Source organism: Variovorax sp. DAIF25 (assembly GCF_050711835.1).
Lineage (GTDB): Bacteria > Pseudomonadota > Gammaproteobacteria > Burkholderiales > Burkholderiaceae_C > Variovorax.
Window position 1 is genome coordinate 939760 of record NZ_CP136637.1, and the last position, 21530, is coordinate 961289.

Annotated in this window: 23 protein-coding genes and 1 pseudogene; 11 read left to right on the forward strand and 13 right to left on the reverse strand. The window is 70.6% G+C overall.

Annotated features, from left to right (window positions below; all coding sequences use genetic code 11):
• The first annotated feature begins 28 nt into the window (after positions 1-28).
• Entirely contained in the window at positions 29-856 is an 828-nt protein-coding gene (locus R0232_RS38520; protein WP_431514426.1) for an AadA family aminoglycoside 3''-O-nucleotidyltransferase, read from the forward strand.
• Here R0232_RS38520 and R0232_RS38525 read toward each other — a convergent pair.
• Together R0232_RS38525 and R0232_RS38530 are read right to left on the reverse strand one after the other, a co-directional pair.
• Positions 856-1053: pseudogene (locus R0232_RS38525) on the reverse strand (DNA-binding protein); the annotation flags it as partial. The gene R0232_RS38520 and the pseudogene R0232_RS38525 sit on opposite strands and share 1 nt — an antisense overlap.
• A gap of 96 nt (positions 1054-1149) precedes the next feature.
• Positions 1150-2121, reverse strand: a complete 972-nt coding sequence (locus R0232_RS38530; RefSeq protein WP_431514427.1) for a LysR family transcriptional regulator — start codon at positions 2119-2121, stop codon at positions 1150-1152.
• Positions 2122-2234: 113 nt separating this feature from the next.
• On the opposite strand from R0232_RS38530, the gene R0232_RS38535 reads away from it, so the two are divergent.
• A complete protein-coding gene (locus R0232_RS38535) occupies positions 2235-3653 on the forward strand; it encodes an aldehyde dehydrogenase family protein (protein WP_431514428.1) in 1419 nt (472 codons plus the stop codon).
• A gap of 15 nt (positions 3654-3668) precedes the next feature.
• On the opposite strand, the gene R0232_RS38540 is transcribed toward R0232_RS38535, so the two are convergent.
• From R0232_RS38540 to R0232_RS38555, 4 genes are read right to left on the reverse strand one after another with little or no spacing between them, the layout of a single operon-like run.
• Complete coding sequence (locus R0232_RS38540) at positions 3669-4385, reverse strand: ABC transporter ATP-binding protein (protein WP_093347013.1); 717 nt, start codon at positions 4383-4385, stop codon at positions 3669-3671.
• Positions 4386-4388: 3 nt separating this feature from the next.
• Positions 4389-5147 (reverse strand): ABC transporter ATP-binding protein, encoded by a 759-nt coding sequence (locus tag R0232_RS38545; protein ID WP_057594135.1) that lies wholly within the window; start codon positions 5145-5147, stop codon positions 4389-4391.
• Complete coding sequence (locus R0232_RS38550) at positions 5144-6082, reverse strand: branched-chain amino acid ABC transporter permease (protein WP_431514429.1); 939 nt, start codon at positions 6080-6082, stop codon at positions 5144-5146. The genes R0232_RS38545 and R0232_RS38550 overlap by 4 nt, the downstream gene beginning before the upstream one ends.
• A complete protein-coding gene (locus R0232_RS38555; RefSeq protein WP_431514430.1) occupies positions 6079-6984 on the reverse strand; it encodes a branched-chain amino acid ABC transporter permease in 906 nt (301 codons plus the stop codon). The genes R0232_RS38550 and R0232_RS38555 overlap by 4 nt, the downstream gene beginning before the upstream one ends.
• A gap of 137 nt (positions 6985-7121) precedes the next feature.
• Here R0232_RS38555 and R0232_RS38560 point away from each other — a divergent pair, with 137 nt between their 5' ends.
• The 7 genes from R0232_RS38560 to R0232_RS38590 all read left to right on the forward strand — a co-directional run bounded on the left by R0232_RS38560 (position 7122) and on the right by R0232_RS38590 (position 13458).
• On the forward strand, positions 7122-7577 hold the full coding sequence (locus tag R0232_RS38560; RefSeq protein ID WP_431514431.1) for a nuclear transport factor 2 family protein: 456 nt from the start codon (positions 7122-7124) through the stop codon (positions 7575-7577).
• A gap of 13 nt (positions 7578-7590) precedes the next feature.
• Positions 7591-8802, forward strand: a complete 1212-nt coding sequence (locus tag R0232_RS38565; protein ID WP_431514432.1) for a cytochrome P450 — start codon at positions 7591-7593, stop codon at positions 8800-8802.
• Between the two features lie 125 nt (positions 8803-8927).
• Entirely contained in the window at positions 8928-10058 is a 1131-nt protein-coding gene (locus R0232_RS38570) for an ABC transporter substrate-binding protein (protein WP_431514433.1), read from the forward strand.
• A 75-nt stretch (positions 10059-10133) separates the two neighbouring features.
• Complete coding sequence (locus R0232_RS38575; protein WP_431514434.1) at positions 10134-11345, forward strand: MFS transporter; 1212 nt, start codon at positions 10134-10136, stop codon at positions 11343-11345.
• 92 nt (positions 11346-11437) lie between these two features.
• Positions 11438-11863 carry a hypothetical protein gene (locus tag R0232_RS38580; RefSeq protein ID WP_431514435.1) on the forward strand — a complete coding sequence of 142 codons (426 nt, stop codon included), beginning with the start codon at positions 11438-11440 and terminating at the stop codon, positions 11861-11863.
• Positions 11864-11976: 113 nt separating this feature from the next.
• Positions 11977-13110 (forward strand): ABC transporter substrate-binding protein, encoded by a 1134-nt coding sequence (locus tag R0232_RS38585; RefSeq protein WP_366929029.1) that lies wholly within the window; start codon positions 11977-11979, stop codon positions 13108-13110.
• Positions 13111-13188: 78 nt separating this feature from the next.
• A complete protein-coding gene (locus R0232_RS38590) occupies positions 13189-13458 on the forward strand; it encodes a hypothetical protein (protein WP_296786065.1) in 270 nt (89 codons plus the stop codon).
• Between the two features lie 47 nt (positions 13459-13505).
• On the opposite strand, the gene R0232_RS38595 is transcribed toward R0232_RS38590, so the two are convergent.
• The 3 genes from R0232_RS38595 to R0232_RS38605 are packed head-to-tail and all read right to left on the reverse strand — an operon-like array spanning position 13506 to position 17821.
• On the reverse strand, positions 13506-16433 hold the full coding sequence (locus tag R0232_RS38595; protein ID WP_431514436.1) for a tetratricopeptide repeat protein: 2928 nt from the start codon (positions 16431-16433) through the stop codon (positions 13506-13508).
• Between the two features lie 60 nt (positions 16434-16493).
• On the reverse strand, positions 16494-16892 hold the full coding sequence (locus tag R0232_RS38600; RefSeq protein ID WP_431514437.1) for an iron chaperone: 399 nt from the start codon (positions 16890-16892) through the stop codon (positions 16494-16496).
• Positions 16889-17821 carry a helix-turn-helix domain-containing protein gene (locus R0232_RS38605; protein ID WP_431514438.1) on the reverse strand — a complete coding sequence of 311 codons (933 nt, stop codon included), beginning with the start codon at positions 17819-17821 and terminating at the stop codon, positions 16889-16891. Before R0232_RS38605 ends, R0232_RS38600 begins: the two co-directional genes overlap by 4 nt.
• A gap of 115 nt (positions 17822-17936) precedes the next feature.
• On the opposite strand from R0232_RS38605, the gene R0232_RS38610 reads away from it, so the two are divergent.
• A complete protein-coding gene (locus tag R0232_RS38610; RefSeq protein ID WP_431514439.1) occupies positions 17937-18572 on the forward strand; it encodes a cysteine hydrolase family protein in 636 nt (211 codons plus the stop codon).
• Positions 18573-18595: 23 nt separating this feature from the next.
• Here R0232_RS38610 and R0232_RS38615 read toward each other — a convergent pair whose 3' ends face one another.
• Together R0232_RS38615 and R0232_RS38620 are read right to left on the reverse strand one after the other, a co-directional pair.
• A complete protein-coding gene (locus tag R0232_RS38615; RefSeq protein WP_431514440.1) occupies positions 18596-18847 on the reverse strand; it encodes a DUF2798 domain-containing protein in 252 nt (83 codons plus the stop codon).
• Positions 18844-19713, reverse strand: coding sequence for an NmrA/HSCARG family protein (locus R0232_RS38620; protein WP_431514441.1), 870 nt, complete (start codon positions 19711-19713; stop codon positions 18844-18846). The genes R0232_RS38615 and R0232_RS38620 overlap by 4 nt, the downstream gene beginning before the upstream one ends.
• 118 nt (positions 19714-19831) lie before the next feature.
• Here R0232_RS38620 and R0232_RS38625 point away from each other — a divergent pair, with 118 nt between their 5' ends.
• Positions 19832-20737: a LysR family transcriptional regulator gene (locus R0232_RS38625; RefSeq protein ID WP_431514442.1), complete on the forward strand. Its 906-nt coding sequence runs from the start codon at positions 19832-19834 to the stop codon at positions 20735-20737.
• Here the strand turns inward: R0232_RS38625 and R0232_RS38630 are convergent.
• Together R0232_RS38630 and R0232_RS38635 are read right to left on the reverse strand one after the other, a co-directional pair.
• The gene (locus R0232_RS38630; protein WP_431514443.1) at positions 20727-21152 is read right to left on the reverse strand and encodes a CopD family protein; all 426 of its coding nucleotides are present in this window, start codon (positions 21150-21152) and stop codon (positions 20727-20729) included. The genes R0232_RS38625 and R0232_RS38630 overlap by 11 nt on opposite strands.
• Entirely contained in the window at positions 21149-21478 is a 330-nt protein-coding gene (locus R0232_RS38635; protein WP_431514444.1) for a DUF3817 domain-containing protein, read from the reverse strand. Before R0232_RS38635 ends, R0232_RS38630 begins: the two co-directional genes overlap by 4 nt.
• Positions 21479-21530: the final 52 nt, after the last annotated feature.

Below are 21530 nucleotides of genomic sequence, written 5' to 3' on the forward strand. Positions count from 1 at the left end.
TTGCCGCTCCACCCAGCCCCCTGCACCGATGACCGCATTGCTCCCCATCGACATCGCACCGCAACTCTCGCTCTCGCGCGTCGTGCTCGAACGCCACCTGCCCGGCCGCATCGAATCGCTCCACCTGTTCGGCTCGGCCGTCGACGGTGGCCTCCACCCCGAGAGCGACATCGACCTGATGGTCTGCGTAACCACGCCGCTGACGGCCGCGACCCGGCAAGCGCTGATGACCGATCTGCTTTCGGTGTCGGCGCCGCCCGGTACCGATGCGGCACTGCGCCCGCTCGAGGTGACGATCGTCGTGCACGACGAGGTGCTGCCCTGGCGCTACCCGGCACGGCGCGAACTGCAGTTCGGCGAATGGTTGCGCGACCAGTTGAAGGCCGGCGTCTTCGATGCGCCCGAGGTCGACCGCGACCTCGCAATCCTGCTGACCAAGGCCAGGCAGCACAGCGTCGCGCTGATCGGCCCCGCCGCCGAGACCTTGTTCGATCCGGTGCCCGCGAGCGACTTCGCACAGGCGCTGCACGACACCATCGGCATCTGGAACGAACCCGCGGACTGGGATGGCGACGAGCGCAACGTGGTGCTCGCGCTGGCACGCATCTGGTTCAGTGCCGCGACCGGTGGCATTGCTTCGAAGGATGCGGCTGCGGCTTGGGTGATCGAACGGCTTCCTGATGAACTGCGCCCGTTGATGGCGCGGGCGAGAGAGGCTTATCTGGGGCAGGCGGCGGACGACCTGGCGTCGCGGCAGGGTGAGGTGGCGGCGTTCGTGGCGCATGCCAAGCAAGCTGTCGAGCGGGCGTTGGCATCGAAGGAGGCAGGGTTGCCCTTCGCCGACAACGTGCGCTAGAGCTGGGTCGGATCCAGCTGCGCCTGCTCGGCCACGGCCCGCACCCCGCCGAATGCCTGCGTCATCTGGCGCAGCACGATCAGCAGCTCGGCCTGGTCGCCATCGGCCAGGACGCCATTGATGACGTCCATCGCAAGGGCCGGATCGCTGCGGTACAGCTCGGCCATTGCGTCGTCATGCGGCTTGCCTTTCGGCATCCGCTCTCCACTGCCAGTGGTTGCCATTTTTTTCCACTCCCTTCGCTTCACGCCTGCGCTGACCACCCGAAATCTACCTCGACACCCTGATCCGAATCAACGTCCGCTCGACCTTGCCGCGCCACCTGCGCGCTTTGCTTTCGCCCTCCCTGCCCCGACGCTTCGTTTCTCCTCGCCCGCCCGCAGCTCATGCACCAGATCCACCAACGCCCGCAACGCCGCAGGCAGATGCCGATGCCCCGCGTAGTAGAGACACAACCCCGGCACCGGCACCGTCCACTCGTCGAGCACGCGCACCAGCCGCCCGCTGGCGATGTCCTCCGCCACATACCACTCGGCCAACTGCGCCACGCCCACGCCTTGCCGCACCGCCTCCAGCATCAGCATCGGCGCATCGAGCACCAGTGGCCCCGGCACATCCACAGTGAAAGGCTCGCCGCCCTGCGCGAACTCCCACGGTGAGGGCACGCCGCTCGGCAGGCGCGCGCGAATGCAGGCGTGTTGCATCAGGTCGGCGGGCACCTCGGGCCGGGGGCGGTTCGCGAAGTACGCGGCCGACGCCACCACGGCCATGCGCAGGCTGCCGCCGAGCGGCACGCGGACCATGTCGCGCGGCACCAGCGGCGCGAGGCGCAGGCCGGCGTCGAAGCCCTCGGCGACGATGTCGACCATGCGGCCCTCGGTGACGATGTCGACGGTCACGCCCGGATGACGGCGCAGGAACTCCGCCACGAGCGGTCGGAACACCATCAGCGCCGCGCCCAGCGCACTGTTGATGCGCAGGGTGCCGCCCAGCGTGGCGCGGCGCTCGCCGACGCTGTCCATCGCATCGCGGATGTTCGTGACGGCCGGGGCGATCTGCTCGACGAACTGCCGGCCGGCCTCGGTCAGCGAGACGCTGCGCGTGGTGCGATGGAACAGCCGCGCGCCGAGCCGGGCCTCTAGGCTGGACACGGCATTGCTGACGGCGGTGGTCGACATCTCCAGCTCCACCGCCGCGGCGCGAAAGCCCTGCCGCCGCGCGACGGCCAGCACCACCTCGAGTTCGATCAGGCCGCTCTTGTGCATTGTTCCGATTTTCTGGATGAGTCATCTCATTTTGATCGGATTCTCAAAACGATGTCGGATTCCTAGACTGCCTTCAACCCGCCATCCGGCGGCACCCGTCAGGAGTCAGCACCATGTGGAACATCGACAAGGCCTACATCGACGGCGCCTTCGTGCCCGTGCAGGGCACCGAGGTCGTGGAGATCGCCAACCCCGCGACCGAACAGCGCATCGGCACCGCGACACTCGCCAACCGCGACGACGCGAGACGCGCCATTGAGGCCGCGCAGCGCGCCCAGCCCGCGCTGGCCGCCACCGGCAAGGCCGAGCGCATCGAGATGCTGAAGCGGCTGCGCACCGCCGTGCTCGCGCGCACCGACGCAATCCGCGACGCGACCATCGAGGAGTACGGCGGGCCGCTCGCACGCGCGCAGTGGGTCAGCGACTACGCCTCGCAATGCTTCGCCTACGCGGCGCGCACGCTCGAGGCCTTCGAGTTCACGCGCCGCGTGGGCGATTCCACGGTGACGATGGCGCCGGTCGGCGTGGCCGGGCTGATCGCGCCGTGGAACAGCGTCGCCGGCTCGGTCTGCAGCAAGCTCGCCTCGGCGATCGCGGCCGGCTGTGCGTCGGTCATCAAGCCCAGCGAGCTGGGGCCGATCCAGGCCCAGGTGGTGACCGAGGCGCTGCACGACGCGGGCCTGCCCGCGGGCGCGTTCAATGTGCTGCTCGGCCGCGGCGCCGACGTGGGCGACGAGATCGCCACCCATCCCGGCATCGCGAAGCTGTCGTTCACGGGCTCGACGCCCACGGGCAAGCTGATCGCGCGCGCCGCGCTCGACACCATGAAGCGCGTGAGCCTCGCGCTCACCGGCAAGTCGGCCTCGATCGTGCTCGACGATGCCGACTTCGCGAGCGCGCTGCCGCTGGCGCTCAACGCGGCCTTCATGAACAACGGCCAGGCCTGCGTCGCGGGCACGCGGCTCCTGATCCCGCGTGCGCGCATGCCGGAAGCGATCGAGCGCATCGCCGCCATCGCAACAGCGCTGCGCGTGGGCGATCCGCGCGATCAGGCCACGGCCATCGGGCCGTTGCTGAACGCAGCCCAGTTCGAGCGCATCCAGCGCTTCATCCGGCGCGGCCAGGAACAGGGCGCGACGCTCGTGGCCGGCGGCGAGGGCCGGCCCGAGGGACTGTCGCGCGGCTGGTACGTCAGGCCCACGGTGTTCGCCGACGTGCGCAACGACATGGACATCGCGCGCGAGGAGATCTTCGGGCCGGTGCTGTCGGTGCTCGGCTACGAAGGCGAGGACGAGGCCGTCGCGATCGCGAACGACTCGCCCTACGGCTTGCAGGCCTACGTGTTCTCGTCCGATGCGCAACGCGCCGGCCGCGTCGCCGAACGCCTCGAGGCCGGCACGGTGCTCGTCAACCGCATCGCGCCCGACCTGCTCGCGCCCTTCGGCGGCGTCAAGCAGTCGGGCCTCGGCCGGGAGTTCGGGGTGTTCGGGCTCGAGGCCTTCCTCGAGCCGAAGACGATCACCACCGCCTGACCCCGAGCGCGCCGATCAGGCGATCAAGCCGGCGCGCCCGAAGTAGTGGTCCGCAATCACCGGATCGTTCGCCAGGTCGCAAGCCATGCCCTCGTGCACGATGCGCCCCTGCTCGAGCACCGCGGCGCGGTGCGCGGTCTGCAGCGCGAGGCGCGCGTTCTGCTCCACCAGCAGGATGGTCATGCCCTCGCGGTTGAGCTGCACCAGCGCGCGGAACACCTCCTTGATGATCACGGGCGCGAGCCCGAGGCTGGGCTCGTCGAGCATCAGCACGCGCGGGCGCGCCATCAGCGCGCGGCCGATCGCGAGCATCTGCTGCTGGCCGCCCGACAGCGAACCCGAGAGCTGGTGGCGCCGGTCCTTGAGCACCGGGAACAGCGCGTGCACGCGCTCCAGGTCCTGCGCGTCGCTGCCGCGCACGCCGGCGGCCTGGCGGCCGAGCTCGAGGTTCTCGGCCACCGACAGGGGTGCGATCACGCGCCGGCCCTCGGGCACCTGGATGATGCCGGCGCGCGAACGCAGGTGCGCGGGCATGCGGCCCAGCGGCTGGCCCTCGAAGCGGATCTCGCCGCCCGTGGGCACGAGGCCCGAGAGCGCGTTCACCAGGCTCGACTTGCCGGCGCCGTTGGGGCCGATCAGCGCGAAGATCTCGCCCTGCTTCACATGGAGGCTCACGCCGCGCAGCGCCTGGATGCCGCGGTAGTGGACGTCGAGGTTTCGGATCTCGAGCATGGTTCAGGCCCCCAGATAGGCTTCGACGACCTTCGGGTCGCGTCCCACCGCCTCGGGCAGGCCGTCGGCGATCAGCCGGCCCGAGGCCAGCACGTACAGGTGCGAGCACAGCGACATGACGAAGCGCATGTTGTGCTCGATCAGCAACACCGCCACGCCGCTCGCGGCCACGTTGCGGAAGATGCCCGCGAGGCTCTCGGCCTCGGCGTCGTTCATGCCAGCCACGGGCTCGTCGAGCAGCAGCAGCTTCGGACTGGTGGCCAGCGCGCGCATCATCTCGATGCGCCGCTGGTGGCCGTACGAGAGGCTGCCCGCGCGGTGCTCGGCCAGCGCGGCCATGCCGAAGCGCTCGAGCAGTTCCATCGCGCGCGCATCGAGCTCGCGCGCCTCGGCGCGCGCCGACGGCAAACCCAGCAGGTTGGCCCACAGGCCGGACTTCTCGTGCCGGTGGAAACCCGCCACCACGTTCTCGCGCACGCTCGCGTCGGGCACCAGCCGGATGTTCTGGAATGTGCGCGCCACGCCGGCGCGCGCGAGCGCGGGCGCCTCGTCGCGCGACACGTCGCGGCCCTCGAGCAGCACCCGGCCCGCGGTCAGGTGCAGCAGGCCGGTGATCAGGTTGACCACCGTGGTCTTGCCCGCGCCATTGGGGCCGATCAGCCCGGTGATCTGGCCGGCCGGCACCTGCAGGCTCAGGCCGTCGACGGCCGGTACGCCGCCGAAATGGCGGGCCACGCCTTCGAGAACCAGGGTCGCGGTCATGGGCGCACGCCTCCTTCGATCGATGTCTTGACGATGGGCGCCTTGGGCACCGCCGGTGCCGCGGGCGCGCGCGGCGCATGGCCCGCCTGGCGCCGCAGCCGGCGGTCGTGCAGCAGCGCGATCGCGGTGTCGGCCACGCCGCGCGGCAGGTAGACGATCACCAGCATCAGCAGGATGCCCTGCACCACGTTGCGGTAGTCGGCGAACACGCGGAACAGCTCGGGCAGCGTGGTGAGGATGGCCGCGCCCACGAGCGCGCCCCACACCGAGGTACGCCCGCCGAGCACCACCATCGCGAGCACCGCCACCAGCATGCCGAAGCCGAACTCGCCGGGCGTGATGGCGTAGCTGCTCGAAGCCTGCAGCGCGCCGCCCAGGCCCGCGAGCAGGCCCGAGAGGATGAAGGCGATGCGCTGGTGGTAGGGCACCGAGATGCCGAGCGACACGGCCACGGTCTCGTCCTCGCGGATCACGTCCATCGCGCGGCCGATGCTGTGGCGCCCCATCGCGGCCAGCAGCACCACCACCGCGACCACGATCAGCAGCAGCTCGCCGGTGCCGGCCACCTTCGGAATGCCGCTGATGCCGATCGCGCCGTTGGTGACGCTGGTCCAGTTCTGCGTGGCCGACAGCACGATCTGCACCATGGCCAGGGTGGCGACCGCCTGGAACACGCCGCGCAGCCGCGACAGCGGAAAGGCCAGCACGGCGCTCGCGAGGCCACCGAGCGCGGTGCCCGCGGCGATCGCCGCCAACGGCGGCCAGCCGGCCTTGACCACCAGCAGCGCGCAGCCATAGGCGCCGATGGCGGCGAAACCCGCGCTGCCGAGCGAGAACACGCCCGCGCGCAGCACCACGTACTGGCTCATCGCGAGCATCGCGTAGACCAGGATGTGGTCGAACAGCGACTGGTAGGTGTAGAAGAAGTTCATCATGCGCGTTGCACCCGCATGGCGGCGGACGATTGACCGAACAGGCCGGTGGGCCGGACCAGGATGACGACGAACAGCGCGGTGAAGACGATCGCCTCCGCCACGCCCGAGGAAACGTAGGCCACCGCGAGCGTCTGCACGATGCCGATCGCGAGCCCGGCGATCAGCGCGCCCGGAATGCTGCCGAGCCCGCCGAGGATGATGATCACGAAGGCGCGCAGCAGCAGCGGCTCGCCCATCGCGAAGTGCACCGAGTTGAAGACCAGCCCGATCAGCACGCCGGCCATGCCCGCGAGCACGCCCGAGATCAGGAACACCTGCATGTTCACCGGCCCGGGATTGATGCCCAGCAATCGCGAGGTCTGCTCCGAATAGGCGACGCAGCGGATGCGCTGGCCGAAGCCGGTGCGGTAGAGGTACCAGACCAGGCCGAACACCATCGCCACCACCAGCGCCACGATCACCAGCTGCAGCAGCTGCACGCGCACCCCGCCGATGGTGTAGATGACCACCGGGAAGGCATCGAAGGGAAAACGCATCACGGCCGTGTTCGACAGCTTCTGCGCCAGCGCCAGCAGCACCAGGTCGGCGCCGATCGACGAGACGATGGCCGAGAACTCCGGCGCGCCGCGCCGGCGCAGCGGGCGGAACGCAAACAGGTCGAGCGCCACCGACACCAGCCCGCCCGCGAGCATGCCGATCAGCAGGGCCACGTAGATCGGCGCGTCGAGCACCGTGACCGCGTACAGGCCCGCGAACGCGCCCCACATGAACACCGAGCCGTGGGCCATGTTCATGATGTGGTTGACCCCGAACAGAAGGGTAAACCCGAGCGCGAACAGCGCATAGACGCTGCCCACGACCACGCCATTGAGTAGTTGTTGCATCAGCATGGCGGCGATCATCGGAATGCGGCCCTTGGTTGTATGTCCCCTTGCGGTGGTACGGGTGGGCCCGGGGCCGCCGTCCCCCGCATGGGGACAGACGCGTGCGGCGCGCCTGCGGACACTGGGCGCAGCACTGTGCCGACCCTGGAGACCCCATGCGCTTTCCGCAACTGCCCGTCGAGGACGAGCTCGAGATCCGTTCCCTGTTCGCCCGCTACGGCCACCTGGCCGACGCCGGCGATCCCGACTTCGCCCAGCTGTTCACCGAGGACGCCAGCTGGACCCGCGCCAACTCGCCACCCGCCTCGCAGGGCGGCAGCGGCCTGCCGCCCGAAACCATCCACGGCCGCGACCATCTGCTCGCGCTGATGGAAGAGGTGATGAAGAAGAAGTTCAAACAGCGCATGCACCACCAGATGACCGACTTCTACGCCGTGCCCGGCGAAGGCGCCGACGAGGCCCACGGCCATGCGCGCGCGCTCATCACCGACTGGCGCGACGGCCCCGGCAAGATCGCGATGTTCGGCAAGTACGAGCTGCGCTTCCGGCGCACCGGCGAGGGCTGGCGCATCGCCGACATGACCGTGCGCGTGCTGCCGAGCGCGGATTGAAAAGGACCGACCCATGAACGCCACCGCCACCCTGTCGATCCCCGACGCACCGGTCCTCGACGAGGACCCATTCTCCGACGCGAACATCGCCGATCCCTATCCGCTGTTCGACCGCATGCGCGAGATGGCGCCCGCGGTCTACGTCGCGCCGCACGGCTACTACGCCGTCACGCGCCATGCCGAGGCCGGCATCGTTGCGAGCGACTTCGAGCACTTCACGGTCGAGGGCGGCGTGGGCATGAGCGACATCCGCAAGCCCGGCGCCTGGCGCACGCGCAGCCCGATCTCGGAGATCGACCCGCCCGAGCACACGCGCGTGCGCGCCGCGCTGCAGCGCATCCTGTCGCCGCTGGTCGTGAAGAGCTGGAAGGAGAAGTTCGCGCAGCGCGCCGAGGAGATCGCCGAGGCCGCGGTGGCGCGCGGCCGCGTCGACGGCGTGGCCGACATCACCGAGGCCTACGTGCTCGAGGTGTTCCCGGCCGTGCTCGGCATCGCGGTGCCACCCGAGCGCATCAAGCTCACGGGCGAGCTCAACTTCAACCAGCTCGGGCCGAACAACGAGCGCGTGGCGCAGGCGCTCGAGCGTGCCGCGCCGATCATGGACTGGTACCAGCAGGTGCTGCAGCGCGAGCACACGCTGCCCGGCGGCTTCGCCGAGAAGATCTACGAGGCCGAGGACGCAGGCCATTTCGACAAGGGGACGGCGCCGCTGCACGTGCGCTCCTTCTTCCGCGCCGGGGTCGACACCACCATCGCCGGCATCGGCTCGACGCTCAAGCTGCTGGCCGAGCACCCCGACCAGTTCGCGCTCGTGAAGGCCAACCCGGCGCTCATCAAGGGCGCTTTCGAGGAGGCGCTGCGCCTGGAGTCGCCGGCGCAGGTGATGTTCCGTACCACCACGGGCGAGGTCGAGCTCGGCGGCGTGCGGCTGCGCGCCGACACCAAGGTCGGCTACCACATGGGCGCCGCCAACCGCGACCCGCGCCAGTGGCCCGATCCGGCGCGCTTCGACGTCACGCGCCAGACCGCGGGCGTGCACCGCGCCTTCGGCGTGGGCGCGCACGTGTGCATCGGCCAGATGATCTCGCGGCTCGAGGCCGAGAGCATCCTCGGCGCGCTGGTGCGGCGCGTGCAGCGCATCGAACCCGCGGGCGCATCGCGCTGGCGGCCGGTCAACACGCTGCGCACGCTCGACGTGCTGCCGCTGCAGCTGGTGGCCGAATAGCTTCGGCGCCGCTTCGGGTCGGTCCGTCCCCTGTGATGGGGACTGACGCAACCCGGATGCATGAAGACACTGCCATGGCCCCCTGAGAAAAACCGCGCACCTTCGCGCGCCCTTGGAGACACACCATGACCATGCATCGCAGAGCCGCCGTCGCCGGCGCGCTGCTTCTCGCCTTCAGCGGCCTCGCCTTCGGGCAGGGCAAGGAGATTCCCGTCGGCGTGTTCAACGCCATGACCGGCACCTACGCCTTCGGCGGCGTGCCGATCCAGAACGCCATGAAGCTCGCGCTGGAGGAAGCCAACGCGCAGGGGCTGCCCGGCGGCAACAAGTTCAGGATCGTCGAGGGCGACACGGCGGGCGACAAGGGCCAGGTCATCAACCTCGTCAACCAGTTCGGCAAGCGCGACAACGTGATGCTGATCCTCGGCCCCACGGTCAGCGCCGAGGCGCTGGCCGGCGCGCCGGTGGCCAACGACCTCAAGCTACCGATCCTCGCCATCGGCAGCTCGCCCGGCATCCTCGCCACCGGCCCCTGGGCCTTCAAGATCCAGGCCACGCCGACCGACATCATGGGCTTCCTCGGCAAGCTGGCTTCGGAGAAGCTCGGCGTGAAGCGCGTGGTGCTGCTGCACGACCAGAGCAGCGACGGCTACATCGGCCAGAAGAACGCGCTGGCCGACTACTTCACCAAGGCCGGCGTCACCATCGCGGCCGACGAGAAGTTCATCTCCTCCGACTCCAACTTCCTCGCGCTCGCGACCAAGGTTGCGACCACGCCCACCGACGCCATCTTCATCGCCGCGCCGGCCGAGGTCTCGGCCAACCTGATCCTGCAGATCCGCCAGGCCGGGCTCGAATCGAAGGTCAAGTTCATCGGCCCGTCGACGCTGGGCTCGGCCGGCTTCATCAAGGCCGGCGGCAAGGCGGTCGAGGGCACCTACTTCGTGTCGGACTATTCGCCCAACAATCCCTCGCCGATGAACCAGGCCTTCGTGAAGGCCTACCAGGCCAAGTACAAGGCCGCGCCCGACAACTGGGCCGGCATGGGCTACGCGCTGGGCCAGGTCGCGGTGCAGGCGGTGAGGAACGCCGGCCCGAACCCCGACCGCACCAAGATCCGCGACGAGCTCGCGAAGCTCAACAAGGTGCCGATGGTGCTGGGCAACGGCACCTGGAGCGTGGACGCGGAGCGCAACCCGAGCTATGGCGGCGTGCTGCTGCAGGTGAAGGGCGGGGAGTTCGTGGCGGTGCAGTGACCGCCTGAGCGGGGGACGGCAAGCGCGGACGCCGGGCTTGCCGCACAATGCGCCGTCCTTTCGACGCCCCCGGCCATGCCCCTTCCCAAGACCGGCCTGCTCGCACAGGTCTCCGCCGCCCACCTCGTCAGCCACCTGCACATCATGGCGCTGCCCGCGCTGCTGCCGGTGTTGCCGGCCGCCTGGGGCCTGAGCTTCGTCGAACTCGGCCTCGCGCTCAGCGTGTTCAACGTGGTCTCGGCGCTGGTGCAAGCGCCGCTGGGCTTCGCGGTCGACCGCTTCGGCGCGCGGCGCCTGCTGATGGCCGGCCTGCTGCTGGGCAGCGCCGCCTTCGGCTCGCTCGCGTTCTCGGGCCACTACGCCTGGCTTCTCACCGCGATGGCCCTGGCGGGCATCGCCAACGGGGTCTATCACCCGGCCGACTACGCGATGCTCTCGGCCGGCATCGACAGCGCGCGCATGGGCAAGGCCTTCTCGGTCCATACCTTCGCCGGCTTCGTCGGTGGTGCCATCGCGCCGGCCCTGCTGATGGGCATCGCCAGCACGCTGGGCGTGCGCTGGGCCTTCGCCGCCACCGGCCTCGCGGGGCTGCTGGCCTGGGTCTTCCTGTTCGCGGGCGAGAAGCCGGCGCTCGCCGCGCGGCCCGCGAGCAAGCCGAAGACCGCGGCCGGCAATGGAGCGGGCGTGCGCATCCTCACGCCCGCGATCCTCACGCTGACGCTGCTCTACGTGCTGCTGAGCCTCAGCACGAACTCGATCGGCAGCTTCTCGGTGTCGGCGCTGGTCGGCGGCTACGGCGTGAACCTCACCTGGGCCAATGCGGCGGTCACGGCCTTCCTGTTCGCCAGCGCCTTCGGCGTGCTGGCCGGCGGCGCGCTGGCCGACCGCACGCGCCGCCACGGCCTGGTGGCGGCCGTCGCGTTCGCGGGCGCGGCCGTGCTCGCGGCGCTCGCCGCCTGGGGCCGACTGCCCGATCTCGCGCTCGTGCTGTGCCTGGGCGCCACCGGCTTCCTGACCGGCGTGATCACGCCCTCGCGCGACATGCTCGTGCGCGCCGCCGCACCGCCCGGCGCCGAGGGCCGCGCCTTCGGCATCGTCTCCACGGGCTTCAACATCGGCGGCGCGGTCGGCCCGATGCTGTTCGGCTGGCTGCTCGACCGCGGCCATTTCAGCGGCGTCTTCTGGGCCGCGGTGGTCTTCATGGCGCTGACCGTGATGCTGACCCTGCTGCAGGAGCACCGCGCCGCGCGCGCGCCGCGGCCGCTGTCCCGCCCCGCCGCGGGTTGAGGAAGACGGGGCGGAGACCGACACGCCCTTGCCGCGCGGCTGGGCACACTCGGTCATCGACACCACACGGGCGCACCACGCGCTCCCACCGCATGCTGAGCTACGCAATCCAGAAGGTCGGCGACGACTTCCAGCAGACCCACCCGCAGGGCGAGACCACGCTCGTCGGCTTCATGGCCGCGATCGATGCCCATCCGTGGCAGGAACAGCACCGCGAATGGAACGAGCAGCAGGACGGCCCGCTGCCCGCGCTGGTGCTGCGCCACGAGGCCGACCAGCGCGAGCTGTGGGTCACGCTGCTGGGCGACGGCACCGACCGGCGCGGCGAGTACCAGCTGCAGTCGGTGGCGATGCGCCCGCGCAAGAGTTTCTTCGGCAAGGGCAAGCTCGAGCAGGACGTGGCGGTGTTCGAGACCCGCGACCGCGGTGAGCTCGATCGGCTCTGCGAGCTGTTCTGCGACGGGCAGTACGAGGCCCTCGATCGCGAAGCGGGGCGGATGGCGGCGCGCGAGGACTGACAGAGCGCCCGCGCGCAAGCACACCGTTTTCCGTTATCCTCCGCCCCGCCCGGACACCAAGATCCGGCCCTTGCAAGAAGGGGCGTTCACCGCCCGGAGACGGAGAGAGACAGATGAAATCGATGGCGTTCTGGCGTCCGCTGCTCGCGGCCGCCACGATGGCGGTTGCGGCTCTGCCCGCCGCGGCGGTGCAGGTGGTGGTCGGGCAGGTGGCCCCGATGTCGGGGCTCGAGGCACGGCAGGGGCGGGCCTTCGGGGTCGGGCTCAAGCTGAGCTTCGACGCGATCAACAAGGCCGGCGGCGTCAACGGCCACACGCTGAGCCTGGTGCGCAAGGACGACCTGGGCCAGCCCGAGCAGACCGTGGCGCTGACCAAGGCCCTGGTCGCGGAGAACCGGCCGATGGTGCTCGCGGGCTACTTCGGCACGCGCAACATCGCGGCGCTCGTGGCCTCGGGCACGCTCGAGAAGGAACGGCTCGCGCTGGTGGGCTACCGCTCGTCCGAGCTGCGCGCGCCGCCGCCGCTGCTGTTCAACATGCATGCCGACCTGCGCGAGGAGCTGACCAAGATCACGCGCCATCTCGCCACCATCGGCATCAACCGGCTCGGCGTCTTCTACGAGGACGTGCCCGCCTCCGGCGAACTGCTCAAGCTGATGGACGAGCTCGCCGCGGCCTCGTCGTCGCGCATCGTGGTGCGGGCTTCCTACCCGGCGGGCACGACCAAGGTGGGCGATGCCGCCGAGGCCTTCCTCAAGGAGCCACCGCAGGCCATCGTGATGCTGACCAGCACCGGCGCCGCCGCGGCCTTCATCGAACGCTACCGCATGGCGCCCAAGGGCACGGCGCAATTGGTCGCGCATTCGGGCGTCGATGTGGAGCAGCTGTCGCAGCGGCTGTCGGAACAGCACATGCAGGGCATCGTGATCGCGCAGGTCACGCCGAGCCCGTTCCGCATCTCGAGCAAGCTGACGCGCGAGTTCATCGAGGCCACGGCCGGGCAGACGCTGGAGGTGCCGGTCAGCTACTCGATGTTCGAGGGCTACATCACGGGCCGCGTGATCGCCGAGGCCGTGCGCCGGCAGGGACGCACGCCCACGCGCGAAGGCATGGCGGCGGCGCTGGCCTCGCTGGTGAACTTCGACTTCGGTGGCTACGTGGTCGACCTCGGCCCCAATGCCGGCGGCAACGGCACGCGCTTCGTCGAGCTCACGATCCTCAGCAACGCGGGCAAGATCCGGCAGTAGCGCCCTCCTCCCGTCCGATTCCTTCCGAGGGAGGCTTCTGCTAGCTTGAAGCCTCCCCCCATCCGGAAGGAGCCGTTCATGGACGAAGACCTGGACACCCTGTCGCGCGACGACCTGATCGCCGAGGTCCGGAAGCTGCGCGAGGGCGTGCGCCGCCACCGCGATGCCACCGGCCACGACCTGTGCTGGCACCACCCCGACCTGTGGTCGCTGCTGCCCGAGAAGACGCCGCCAGCGATCGCGGTGCCGGCCTGGCCGCAGTTCATGCGCGGCTGCGTGAAGTACCGGCAGTCGCTGGAGGAGCAGGCGTCCGAGGCGCCACGCACGAGGCGCGAGTTCGGGGATTGATGCGATAGCCCGCCGTTCGGGCTGAGCTCAGTTCGAACGGTGGGGGTTCATTTCTTCGGAGCGAACAGCGCGCCGAGCGCCCGTGCCGCCTTGACCAGCGGCGACGGCCGCAGCTGCTGGTACTCCGCGCGCAGCTCGGTGCGCAAGCCCTCGTCGATCTTCCCGGCGGGCAAGGCCAGCAGCAGTTCCAGCGTCTCGACCTGCCGCTCCACCTGCCCCACGTGGCCGTAGCTGCGCGCGAGCCCGATGCGCGCCTTCACGACCTGGGCCGCGATGCCCTTGTCGGCCTCTTCGCCGCAGGCCTCCACCAGCGCCTCGCAGCAGGCCACCGCCTCGTCGTAGCGGCCGGCCTTGCGCAGGCGCACGCCTCGGTTGACGCTGGACTTCGCGGCATAGGTGCGCAGCGCGACCTCGGAGGCCTGCAGGCAGGTATCGATCACATGACCATAGAGCGCCAGCGCGGCATCCAGGTCGGTGTCGGCAATGGTGATCGCCTTGCAGTAGCGCGCATTGGCCACGCGCTCGCGCAGGTAGGCGACGTCGGAGCGGGCCCAGCGCACGATGATCGCGTCGTAGGTCTGCAGCTCCTCGTCGCGGCGGCCGAGCTTGTCGAGCTGCACTGCGCGGTTCGACATCGCGAGCGCAACGTCCTTCTCGGCCGAGGTCGAGAGCTCGTTGCCGTAGCGCGCGATGACCTCATCGTTGACCGCCAGCGCAGCCTCGCGCTGCGACAGGCAGCCCAGGCTGTAGCCCTTGCGCACCATCGCGTCGAGGCAATGGCGCCGCAGCTCCGGATGCAGCGATTCGACATGGGCCTGCAGCACCTCGTCGTAGCAGGCGATGGCCTCGCGGTGCTTGCCTTCCACGGCCAGCACGCGCCCGCGCTCGATGGTGGCGTCGATCGCATCGCGCTGCGCCAGCGTCAGGTCCTCGTACTGGTCGCCGTAGTTCACCGCCGCGCCCTGGCGCTGCAGCCGGTTGAGGCAGGTCAGCCGGCTCGCCGCGGCCTTGGCCAGCGTGTCGCGCATCGCCGCGCCGGTGGCATTCGGAAAGCGCGCGAGCAGTGCGTCGTAGACCGGCAGCGCGTCGGCCTCGCGGCCCAGCAGCATCATCAGTGCATAGGCCTGGTTGAGGTAGGCGCTGGCGACCACGCCCTCGACCTCGGCGCAGGTGTCGGCCGCGAAGGCCTTCACCAGCGCCGCATAGGCATCGACCGCGCGCTGGAACTGCAGGCGCCCGCGCCAATGGGCCGCGAGCGCGTACTGCGCCTTCACCGCGATCGTGCGCAGGTCCTCGGCCGGATCCTTCGCGAAGCGCGCGACGAGCGCGGCGACCGCCGCGGCATAGCGCTCCTCGACCTCGATCACGGCGACCTCGATCGCGCGGCCCTCCTCGTCCTTGCCGTCCGGGCGCGGATGCGCGGCGGGCGCCTGGGCCTGCAGGATGTCGCAGCGCAGGTCCATGGCGCGCGCGATGGCGCGGCGCAGCGCCGTGTCCTCCGCGCCACGGGCCTCGGTCCAGCCTTCGAGCGCGCGCAGGGCGCCTTCGACATCGCCACGGGCTTCCAGGATCCGCGCGCGCTCGATGCGGCCGTGCACGCATTGCAGCCGCGTGTAGGCATCGGCGGACTCGGCATGCAGCGCATCGAGTTCCGAGAGCGCCGACAGCGCCTCGTCGCCCCGGTCGAGCGCACGCAGCGCCCAGGCCTCGAGCAGGCGCGTGCGAGCCAGCTGCGGCTGCAGCAACGCGCTGCGGTCGTCGCCGAAACGATCGAGCAGGCGGCGGTAGCCGGCCAGCTCGCGCGCCGGTTCGTCGAGCGGCACCAGCTGGTCGAGCATCGCGAGCAGCAGCTCCTTGCGGACCTGCGCATCGGCATGCCCGGCATAGCGCGACCACTGCCATTCGGCCAGTTCGTCGGCACGGTCCTCGTCGTCGGGCTCGGCATCGCGGTCGCGCAGCAGCTGCGCCTTGACGCGCAGGATGCGGTTCACGCAACGCAGCACGGTGGCGTCTTCGCTGTCCGCATGCGGGTCCAGCACGGCATCGCAGGCCGCGAGCAGGCGCTCCTCGAGGTCCTCGTCCTGCGCGCCGCGCAGCAGATCGCGCTGCAAGGCCAGCGCGAGGTCGGTCCGCGCCAGCGCGAGAGTCTGGCGCCGGTCCGGGTCGGCGGCCTCGGCATGGGTGTAGATCAGGGTGCGCAGCAACGCTCGGGCTTCCTCGTTGCGGCCCAGCGTCTCGAGCAGGCGCGCATGGGCATGCAGCGCATCGGCGGCCTGTGCCTTCAGCGCGGGCTCGTCGGCGGCTTGCAGGTCGTCGTGCAGGGCCGCGTATTGCTTCAGCGCCTCCTCGTGGTAGTCGAGCTCCGCCAGCATCCGGGCCTGCGCGGCGCGCACGCGGGCCACGAGCACGCGCGTCGCGGGCCAATCGTCGCCGCCGAAGCGCCGCGCCAGGTCCTCGCAATGCCGCACCATGTCGACCCGCGCGAAGGTCGCGCCACCGGCGGCGCGCAGCCTCGCCTCCTCGAGCCCCGCGGCGACGATCCATTCGCGCAGCGCCGGCGACTGCGCCTGTTCGAAGCGGCGCTGCACTTCCCGCAGCAGGCCCAGCGCGGCCTCGGCGTGGCCGGTCGCAGCCAGCGCGCGGGCCTTCTCGCACTGCGCACGCGCGATCCACGGCCAGGCCGCGACCGGTGCGAACACCGGCGCCAGCACATCGCGCGCACCGGGCTCGAAATGCGCGCACAGCGCATCGGCCACCGCCACCACCTCGGCCGTGCGCCCGAGCGCACCCAGTGCCTCGACCTGCCGGAACCAGGCCGAGGCCAGGTGCTCCTGCAGGTCGGGCGAGGCGCTGTCGGCGGGCGTGCTCAGCGGCAGCAGCCGCGCGACGAGCGCTTCGGCCTCCGCGAGGGCCGATGCGGCGGTGGCAAGGTTGGCGAAGCGAGGCGAAGGGTCCGGGCGATCGATGTCGTGCAATCTCGTGTCCTGGCTGGGGCTCTGCGCTTCATTCTCGCCGCCGGCCGGCCGGCCCGCGCTTCACCAGAACGAATCGTCCTCGCGCGCCTTCACCACGCGCAGCCGGTGCTCGGCGATGCGGCGGATCAGGTCCTCGGGCAGCGGCTCGTCGTAGCGCACCTTGAGCAGTTCCTTGGTGGTCTGGTGCCCCGCCAGCTCCTTGCGGAACGCCTCGAGCGCTTCGGCCGAGGGCGCGAAGCCCAGGTGGGCCTTGTGAGCCGAGAAGGCGAACAGGAAGCGCGGCTCGATGAAGAAGGGCGTGCCCCACTTGATGGCCTCCTGGGCCTCGGGTGCCACGCGCCGCAGCAGCGCGCGCAGGCGCCGCAGGTGCGCATGGGCCTCGGGCGGGGCGGCGGCGATGTAGTCGTCGATCGTGGCGGGCGCCTTGGTGGCCATCTCGTTCATCTCCTTCGTGCTCATGCGCCCTTGCCCTGCACGTCCTTCGGCGAGCGGCCGAACCTCGCCTTGAAGGCGCGGCTGAAATGGCTGAGGTCGGTGAAGCCGAACTCGAGCGCGGCCTGCGACACCTGCCGCACGCGCCCTTCGGCCAGCGCCCGGTAGCTGGCCTCGAGCCGCTGCTGCCAGAGCCAACGGCCGGGCGTGGTGCCCTCGGCGGCGAACAGCCGCATCAGCGTGCGCAGCGACAGGTGGCAGTCGCGCGCGATGGTCTCGCCGTCGAGCGTCGGGTCGCCGAGCCGGGCACGGAGGTAGCGCTTCACGGCCGCCAGGCGCCCGTCGCGCGCACCGGCGTCGACCTGCGAGGGCGCGAGCTCCGCCTCGAGCGCCGTCGACCAGATGTCCATCGCCGCCTGCGCGAGCGCCGGCGGCGCATCGTCGTGCAGCGCCATCAACTGCTGCAGCACCGATCCCGCGAGCGCGGCCAGCTTCGCGTCGCGACCGACCGGCCGGGCCACGAATTCGTCGGCCGCGCCGATGCGGCTGGTCAGCAGCGCGCGCGGGATCGCGACCATGACCGCATGCGACCACTCGCCGAACTCGAGGCTGAAGGGACGCGACTGGTCGTGCAGCACCATGTCGCCGGGGCGCATGCTCACGCGCCGCTCGTCCTGGCTGAAGCGCGTGTTGCCTCCGAGTGCGAACCAGAGGAAGAAGTCGTCGCGCGGATCGCGCCGGATGTCGGTGGCGCCGCGCGTGACGCGGATGGTCGCCGCGCCGGGCAGCTTCGATTCGATCTCGTTGAGCGCGAGCGCGCCGAGCCCGCGCTGCGACACCCTGGCGCGGAACGCCGCGCCGCCCGGCGCGTTCGCGCACTGCGTGACCGAGTAGCTGCGGCACGTGACCTGGTGCCACTTCTCGAAACTGTCGCCGGGTTCGACCAGGGTTTTCATGGAACGGATGGCAGGTGGAGAACAAAGCTTGGCAAGCCGGGGCCAGCGCGGACGGCCGGCGCGACCCAAGATCGCCGCACCCGCCACCATCCGACTCACCCACCGAGGGGCCAATATGCCTTATCAGATCGATCGCATCAATCCGGCGACCACCGCCGTCATCGTCGTCGACATGCAGAACGACTTCGTCGCCGAGGGCGCCCAGCTGCGCTCGGCCCAGGCCGCGGCCATGGTGCCGACCTTGGCACGCACGCTGGCCACCTGCCGCGAACGCGGCATCCGCGTGATCTACACCGCGCACGTGCACCGGCGCGACGGCTGCGACATGGGCCTGTACGACGACCTCTATGGCCCGATCGCCGACCGCAGTGCACTGGTCGACGAGACGCCCGGCAGCGAGATCTTCGCGGCGCTCGCGCCGGCCGCGGGCGAGCACGTGGTCAAGAAGCACCGCTACAGCGGCTTCTTCGCGACCGACCTCGACCTGATCCTGCGCGAATGGGGCATCGACACCGTGGCGATCACCGGCACCACGACCGAGAACTGCTGCCATGCGACGGCACGCGACGCGATGTTCCGCAACTACAAGGTGGCCTTCCTGTCGGATGCGACGGGCACCTTCGACTATCCCGACGTGGGCCAGGGCGCGATGCCGGCCGAGGCGGTGCACAAGGCCACGCTGACCATCCTGGCCTTCTCGACCGCGCACGTGATGACGAGCGAGGAGTTCGTCGCGCGGATCGGGCACTGAGCCTTCGCGGCCTTGCGCGCCGGTCAGCGCGGCGGGCTCTGCACGGTCGCCGCGACGATGCGGCGCACCACCGGCAGCAGGACGAGCAACGAGGGAAATGCGGCCAGCCACGAGACGGCCCAGGCCCCCATCCACATTCGAGGCCATTCCTCGCTGAACCCCACGCTCTTGAGCGTCGCGATGCCGGCCACGATGCACGACATGAAGACCGACAGCAGCAGCGGCATGACGATGCCCGCGCAGCGCGCCGGCAGTTTCCGGAGGCCGCGGCTCATGCGGCGGCCAGCTCGCGGATGTACTGCGCCAGCGTGCGCGGTGCGCGGCCGAGGATGGCTTCGAGCGTGAGGGCATTGCCGCCGAGTCCGTGTGCCGCATAGTGCGCGTGGACCTTCGACAGCAGCTGCAACTGGCGCGCGTCATAGGGCGGGCGCGTCCGCTCGACCCAGCCCTCGAAGTCCATCTCCCGCGCCGCCACCGGCCGGCCGAGCGCCTCGCTCGCCATCGCGGCGATCTCCTGCGGATTGAAGCGGCCAGGCGCGCACAGCTCGAACGAGCCGTAGGCCAGCCGGTCTTCGGTCAGCGCGATGGCCGCGACCTCGGCAACGTCGCGATAGTCCACGCGCGCGATCCGCGTGTGCACCGGGTAGGGTTCCGCGAAGACGCCGTCCCGCGCCATGCCGGGCCAGGCGCCCCTCAGGTTCTGGAAGAAGTTGGCGGGGTGCAGCAGGGTGTATTCGAGCTTCGACTCGAACAGCGCGGCCTCCACCGGGACCTTGCTCGCGTGGTTCGCGAGCGTGACGTGCGTCGGCTGGATCACCGACGAGAACACGAACTTGCGCACCCCGGCCTGCTGCGCGGCGACGACGAGATTGCAACCCATCTGCGTTTCGTCCGCCTGAAAGGCCGGGCCGATGTGAAACACGCCGTCCGCACCCGCGGCCGCGCGCCGCAGGCTCGGTGGATCGCGCAGGTCGGCAACGACGGCTTCGGCGGCGCCGTTGCCGACCGCCTGGCGCCGGCCGGATTCGCTGCGCACCAGCGCGCGCACCGTGGCACCCCGCCGTACCAGCGCGGGCACCACGAGTGCGGCCACGCGGCCGGTGGCGCCGACCACCAGCACCGTGGGTCTATGTTGTTCCATGGATGATTCCTCGATCGATGAGCGGCACCAGGCCGCGGAGTCCCGAAGATAGGGACGGCCGCCGCACGCGTGAATCCACGGCTGCCGCCAAAGACCTTCATCCAGAACGGAAGAATCCATGGACCAGATTCAGGACATCCGCGCCTTCGTCGCCATCGTCGAGCTGGGCAGCCAGAGCGCCGCGGCCCGCCAGCTGGGGCGCTCGGTGCAGTCCATCAGTCGTTCGCTGGGCGTGCTCGAGCGCAGCATCGGCGTGCAGTTGATCCGGCGGACCACGCGGCAGTCGTCCCCCACCGAGGTGGGACGGGCCTACCACCGGCGCGTGCAGGCCGCGCTGGCGGAGTTCGACGCGGCCGCGGCGGAAGCGAGCAGCCAGTCGAGCGCGCCGCGCGGCCTGCTGCGCGTGGCCGCGCCCGTGCAGTTCGCGCCGGCCTTCGTCGTGCCGCTGATCGGCGCGTTCATGCAACGCTATGCAGGCATCGAGGTGGACCTCACCGCCTCCGACCGTTTCGACGACCTGATCGAAGGCGACATCGACCTCGCGATCCGCATCGGCGAACTGCCCGATTCCGAACTGGCGGCGCGACGCCTCGGCGACCTGCGGCTCGTGGTGTTCGGCGCGACCGACTACTTCGCGCGGCACGGCCGTCCGCAACGCCCCGAGGACCTGGTCGATCACCAATGCCTGGTGCGCACCACGCACGGCAACGACGCCAACTGGCCGTTCACCATCGATGGCCGGCCGCGACGGGTGAAGGTCTCGGGACGCTTCCGGGCGGACAACACCGCTTCGCTTTATGCCGCGGTGGCGAACGGCCTGGGACTGTGCTTCACGCCGCTGTGGCAGATCCGCCATCTGCTCGAGAGCGGCCGCATCGAGCTGGTGCTGACCGAATTCGAGTCGCCGAGGGTGCCGGTGCATGCGGTGTGGCCCGCGGCCCGGGGCAGCTTCGCGCGCGCGAAGCTGTTCGCGGACTTCGCGGCGCAGAACCTGCCTTCGCTCGAGCCTGGGCTCAAGGCTTGAGCACGACGAGCAGCGCGATGCCACCGAGCGCCGCGACGCACAGCCCCGGGCCGATCCGGATCCATGCGCGCTCGCGGGTGTTCGTGCCCTCGAGCTGCCTTCTGAGGCAGGCCGACAGCACGCCGTGCAGCCCCGACAGCGCGAACACCAGCACCAGCTTCGCGTAGAGCCAGCCCGCGCCGAACCAGCCGCCCAGGCTCGCGAGCGCGATGCCCAGGCCCCACGCCGCGACCATCGCCGGCACGGTGACGCGGCGGTCCCAGCGCAGGAAGGCCTGTCCCATGCGCTTCTCGTGCGGCAGCAGCACGCCCCCTGAACGGCCGAGCGCGGCGGCCGCCACGCCGAGCAGCAGCAGGCCGCCGGTCCAGGCGAGCACCGCGGCCAGGTGCAGGGCCTTGAGCCACAGGTAGGTCATGGGACCGGCGACGGCGAGGCCGGCTCGCGATCGAGCAGCTTCCAGCTGTAGAAGCCACCGCCCGGCAGGCAGGCGAAGAGCACGAGCTTGAAGCCCATGCGCGCGGAGACGTCCTCGAGCGTCGCCGCGTTCGCGACCTTCCAGCAGAAGCCCAGGAAGACGAGGCCATGCAGCGGCCCCATGAGGCTCACGGCCCAGGGCAGGCCGGCGAGGTGTTTCATCGGCACCGCGACCAGCAGCAGGATCAGCAGCGTGGCGGCTTCGAGCAGGCAGAAAATCCGGAGACGGGAAAGGCGCAGGGCTCGGGACGGCAAGAGCAACTCCATGATGAGAACCTCCGTAGTCTCCCCATGCATTGCCCGAAGCGAAAGTGGCCGG

Excerpts from the sequence above, each read along its gene's own strand:
- R0232_RS38520 (WP_431514426.1), top strand. The coding sequence starts at position 29 with ATGACCGCATTGCTCCCCATCGACATCGCACCGCAACTCTCGCTCTCG.
- R0232_RS38530 (WP_431514427.1), bottom strand. The coding sequence starts at position 2,121 with ATGCACAAGAGCGGCCTGATCGAACTCGAGGTGGTGCTGGCCGTCGCG.
- R0232_RS38535 (WP_431514428.1), top strand. The coding sequence starts at position 2,235 with ATGTGGAACATCGACAAGGCCTACATCGACGGCGCCTTCGTGCCCGTG.
- R0232_RS38540 (WP_093347013.1), bottom strand. The coding sequence starts at position 4,385 with ATGCTCGAGATCCGAAACCTCGACGTCCACTACCGCGGCATCCAGGCG.
- R0232_RS38545 (WP_057594135.1), bottom strand. The coding sequence starts at position 5,147 with ATGACCGCGACCCTGGTTCTCGAAGGCGTGGCCCGCCATTTCGGCGGC.
- R0232_RS38550 (WP_431514429.1), bottom strand. The coding sequence starts at position 6,082 with ATGATGAACTTCTTCTACACCTACCAGTCGCTGTTCGACCACATCCTG.
- R0232_RS38555 (WP_431514430.1), bottom strand. The coding sequence starts at position 6,984 with ATGATCGCCGCCATGCTGATGCAACAACTACTCAATGGCGTGGTCGTG.
- R0232_RS38560 (WP_431514431.1), top strand. The coding sequence starts at position 7,122 with ATGCGCTTTCCGCAACTGCCCGTCGAGGACGAGCTCGAGATCCGTTCC.
- R0232_RS38565 (WP_431514432.1), top strand. The coding sequence starts at position 7,591 with ATGAACGCCACCGCCACCCTGTCGATCCCCGACGCACCGGTCCTCGAC.
- R0232_RS38570 (WP_431514433.1), top strand. The coding sequence starts at position 8,928 with ATGACCATGCATCGCAGAGCCGCCGTCGCCGGCGCGCTGCTTCTCGCC.
- R0232_RS38575 (WP_431514434.1), top strand. The coding sequence starts at position 10,134 with ATGCCCCTTCCCAAGACCGGCCTGCTCGCACAGGTCTCCGCCGCCCAC.
- R0232_RS38580 (WP_431514435.1), top strand. The coding sequence starts at position 11,438 with ATGCTGAGCTACGCAATCCAGAAGGTCGGCGACGACTTCCAGCAGACC.
- R0232_RS38585 (WP_366929029.1), top strand. The coding sequence starts at position 11,977 with ATGAAATCGATGGCGTTCTGGCGTCCGCTGCTCGCGGCCGCCACGATG.
- R0232_RS38590 (WP_296786065.1), top strand. The coding sequence starts at position 13,189 with ATGGACGAAGACCTGGACACCCTGTCGCGCGACGACCTGATCGCCGAG.
- R0232_RS38600 (WP_431514437.1), bottom strand. The coding sequence starts at position 16,892 with ATGAGCACGAAGGAGATGAACGAGATGGCCACCAAGGCGCCCGCCACG.
- R0232_RS38605 (WP_431514438.1), bottom strand. The coding sequence starts at position 17,821 with ATGAAAACCCTGGTCGAACCCGGCGACAGTTTCGAGAAGTGGCACCAG.
- R0232_RS38610 (WP_431514439.1), top strand. The coding sequence starts at position 17,937 with ATGCCTTATCAGATCGATCGCATCAATCCGGCGACCACCGCCGTCATC.
- R0232_RS38615 (WP_431514440.1), bottom strand. The coding sequence starts at position 18,847 with ATGAGCCGCGGCCTCCGGAAACTGCCGGCGCGCTGCGCGGGCATCGTC.
- R0232_RS38620 (WP_431514441.1), bottom strand. The coding sequence starts at position 19,713 with ATGGAACAACATAGACCCACGGTGCTGGTGGTCGGCGCCACCGGCCGC.
- R0232_RS38625 (WP_431514442.1), top strand. The coding sequence starts at position 19,832 with ATGGACCAGATTCAGGACATCCGCGCCTTCGTCGCCATCGTCGAGCTG.
- R0232_RS38630 (WP_431514443.1), bottom strand. The coding sequence starts at position 21,152 with ATGACCTACCTGTGGCTCAAGGCCCTGCACCTGGCCGCGGTGCTCGCC.
- R0232_RS38635 (WP_431514444.1), bottom strand. The coding sequence starts at position 21,478 with ATGGAGTTGCTCTTGCCGTCCCGAGCCCTGCGCCTTTCCCGTCTCCGG.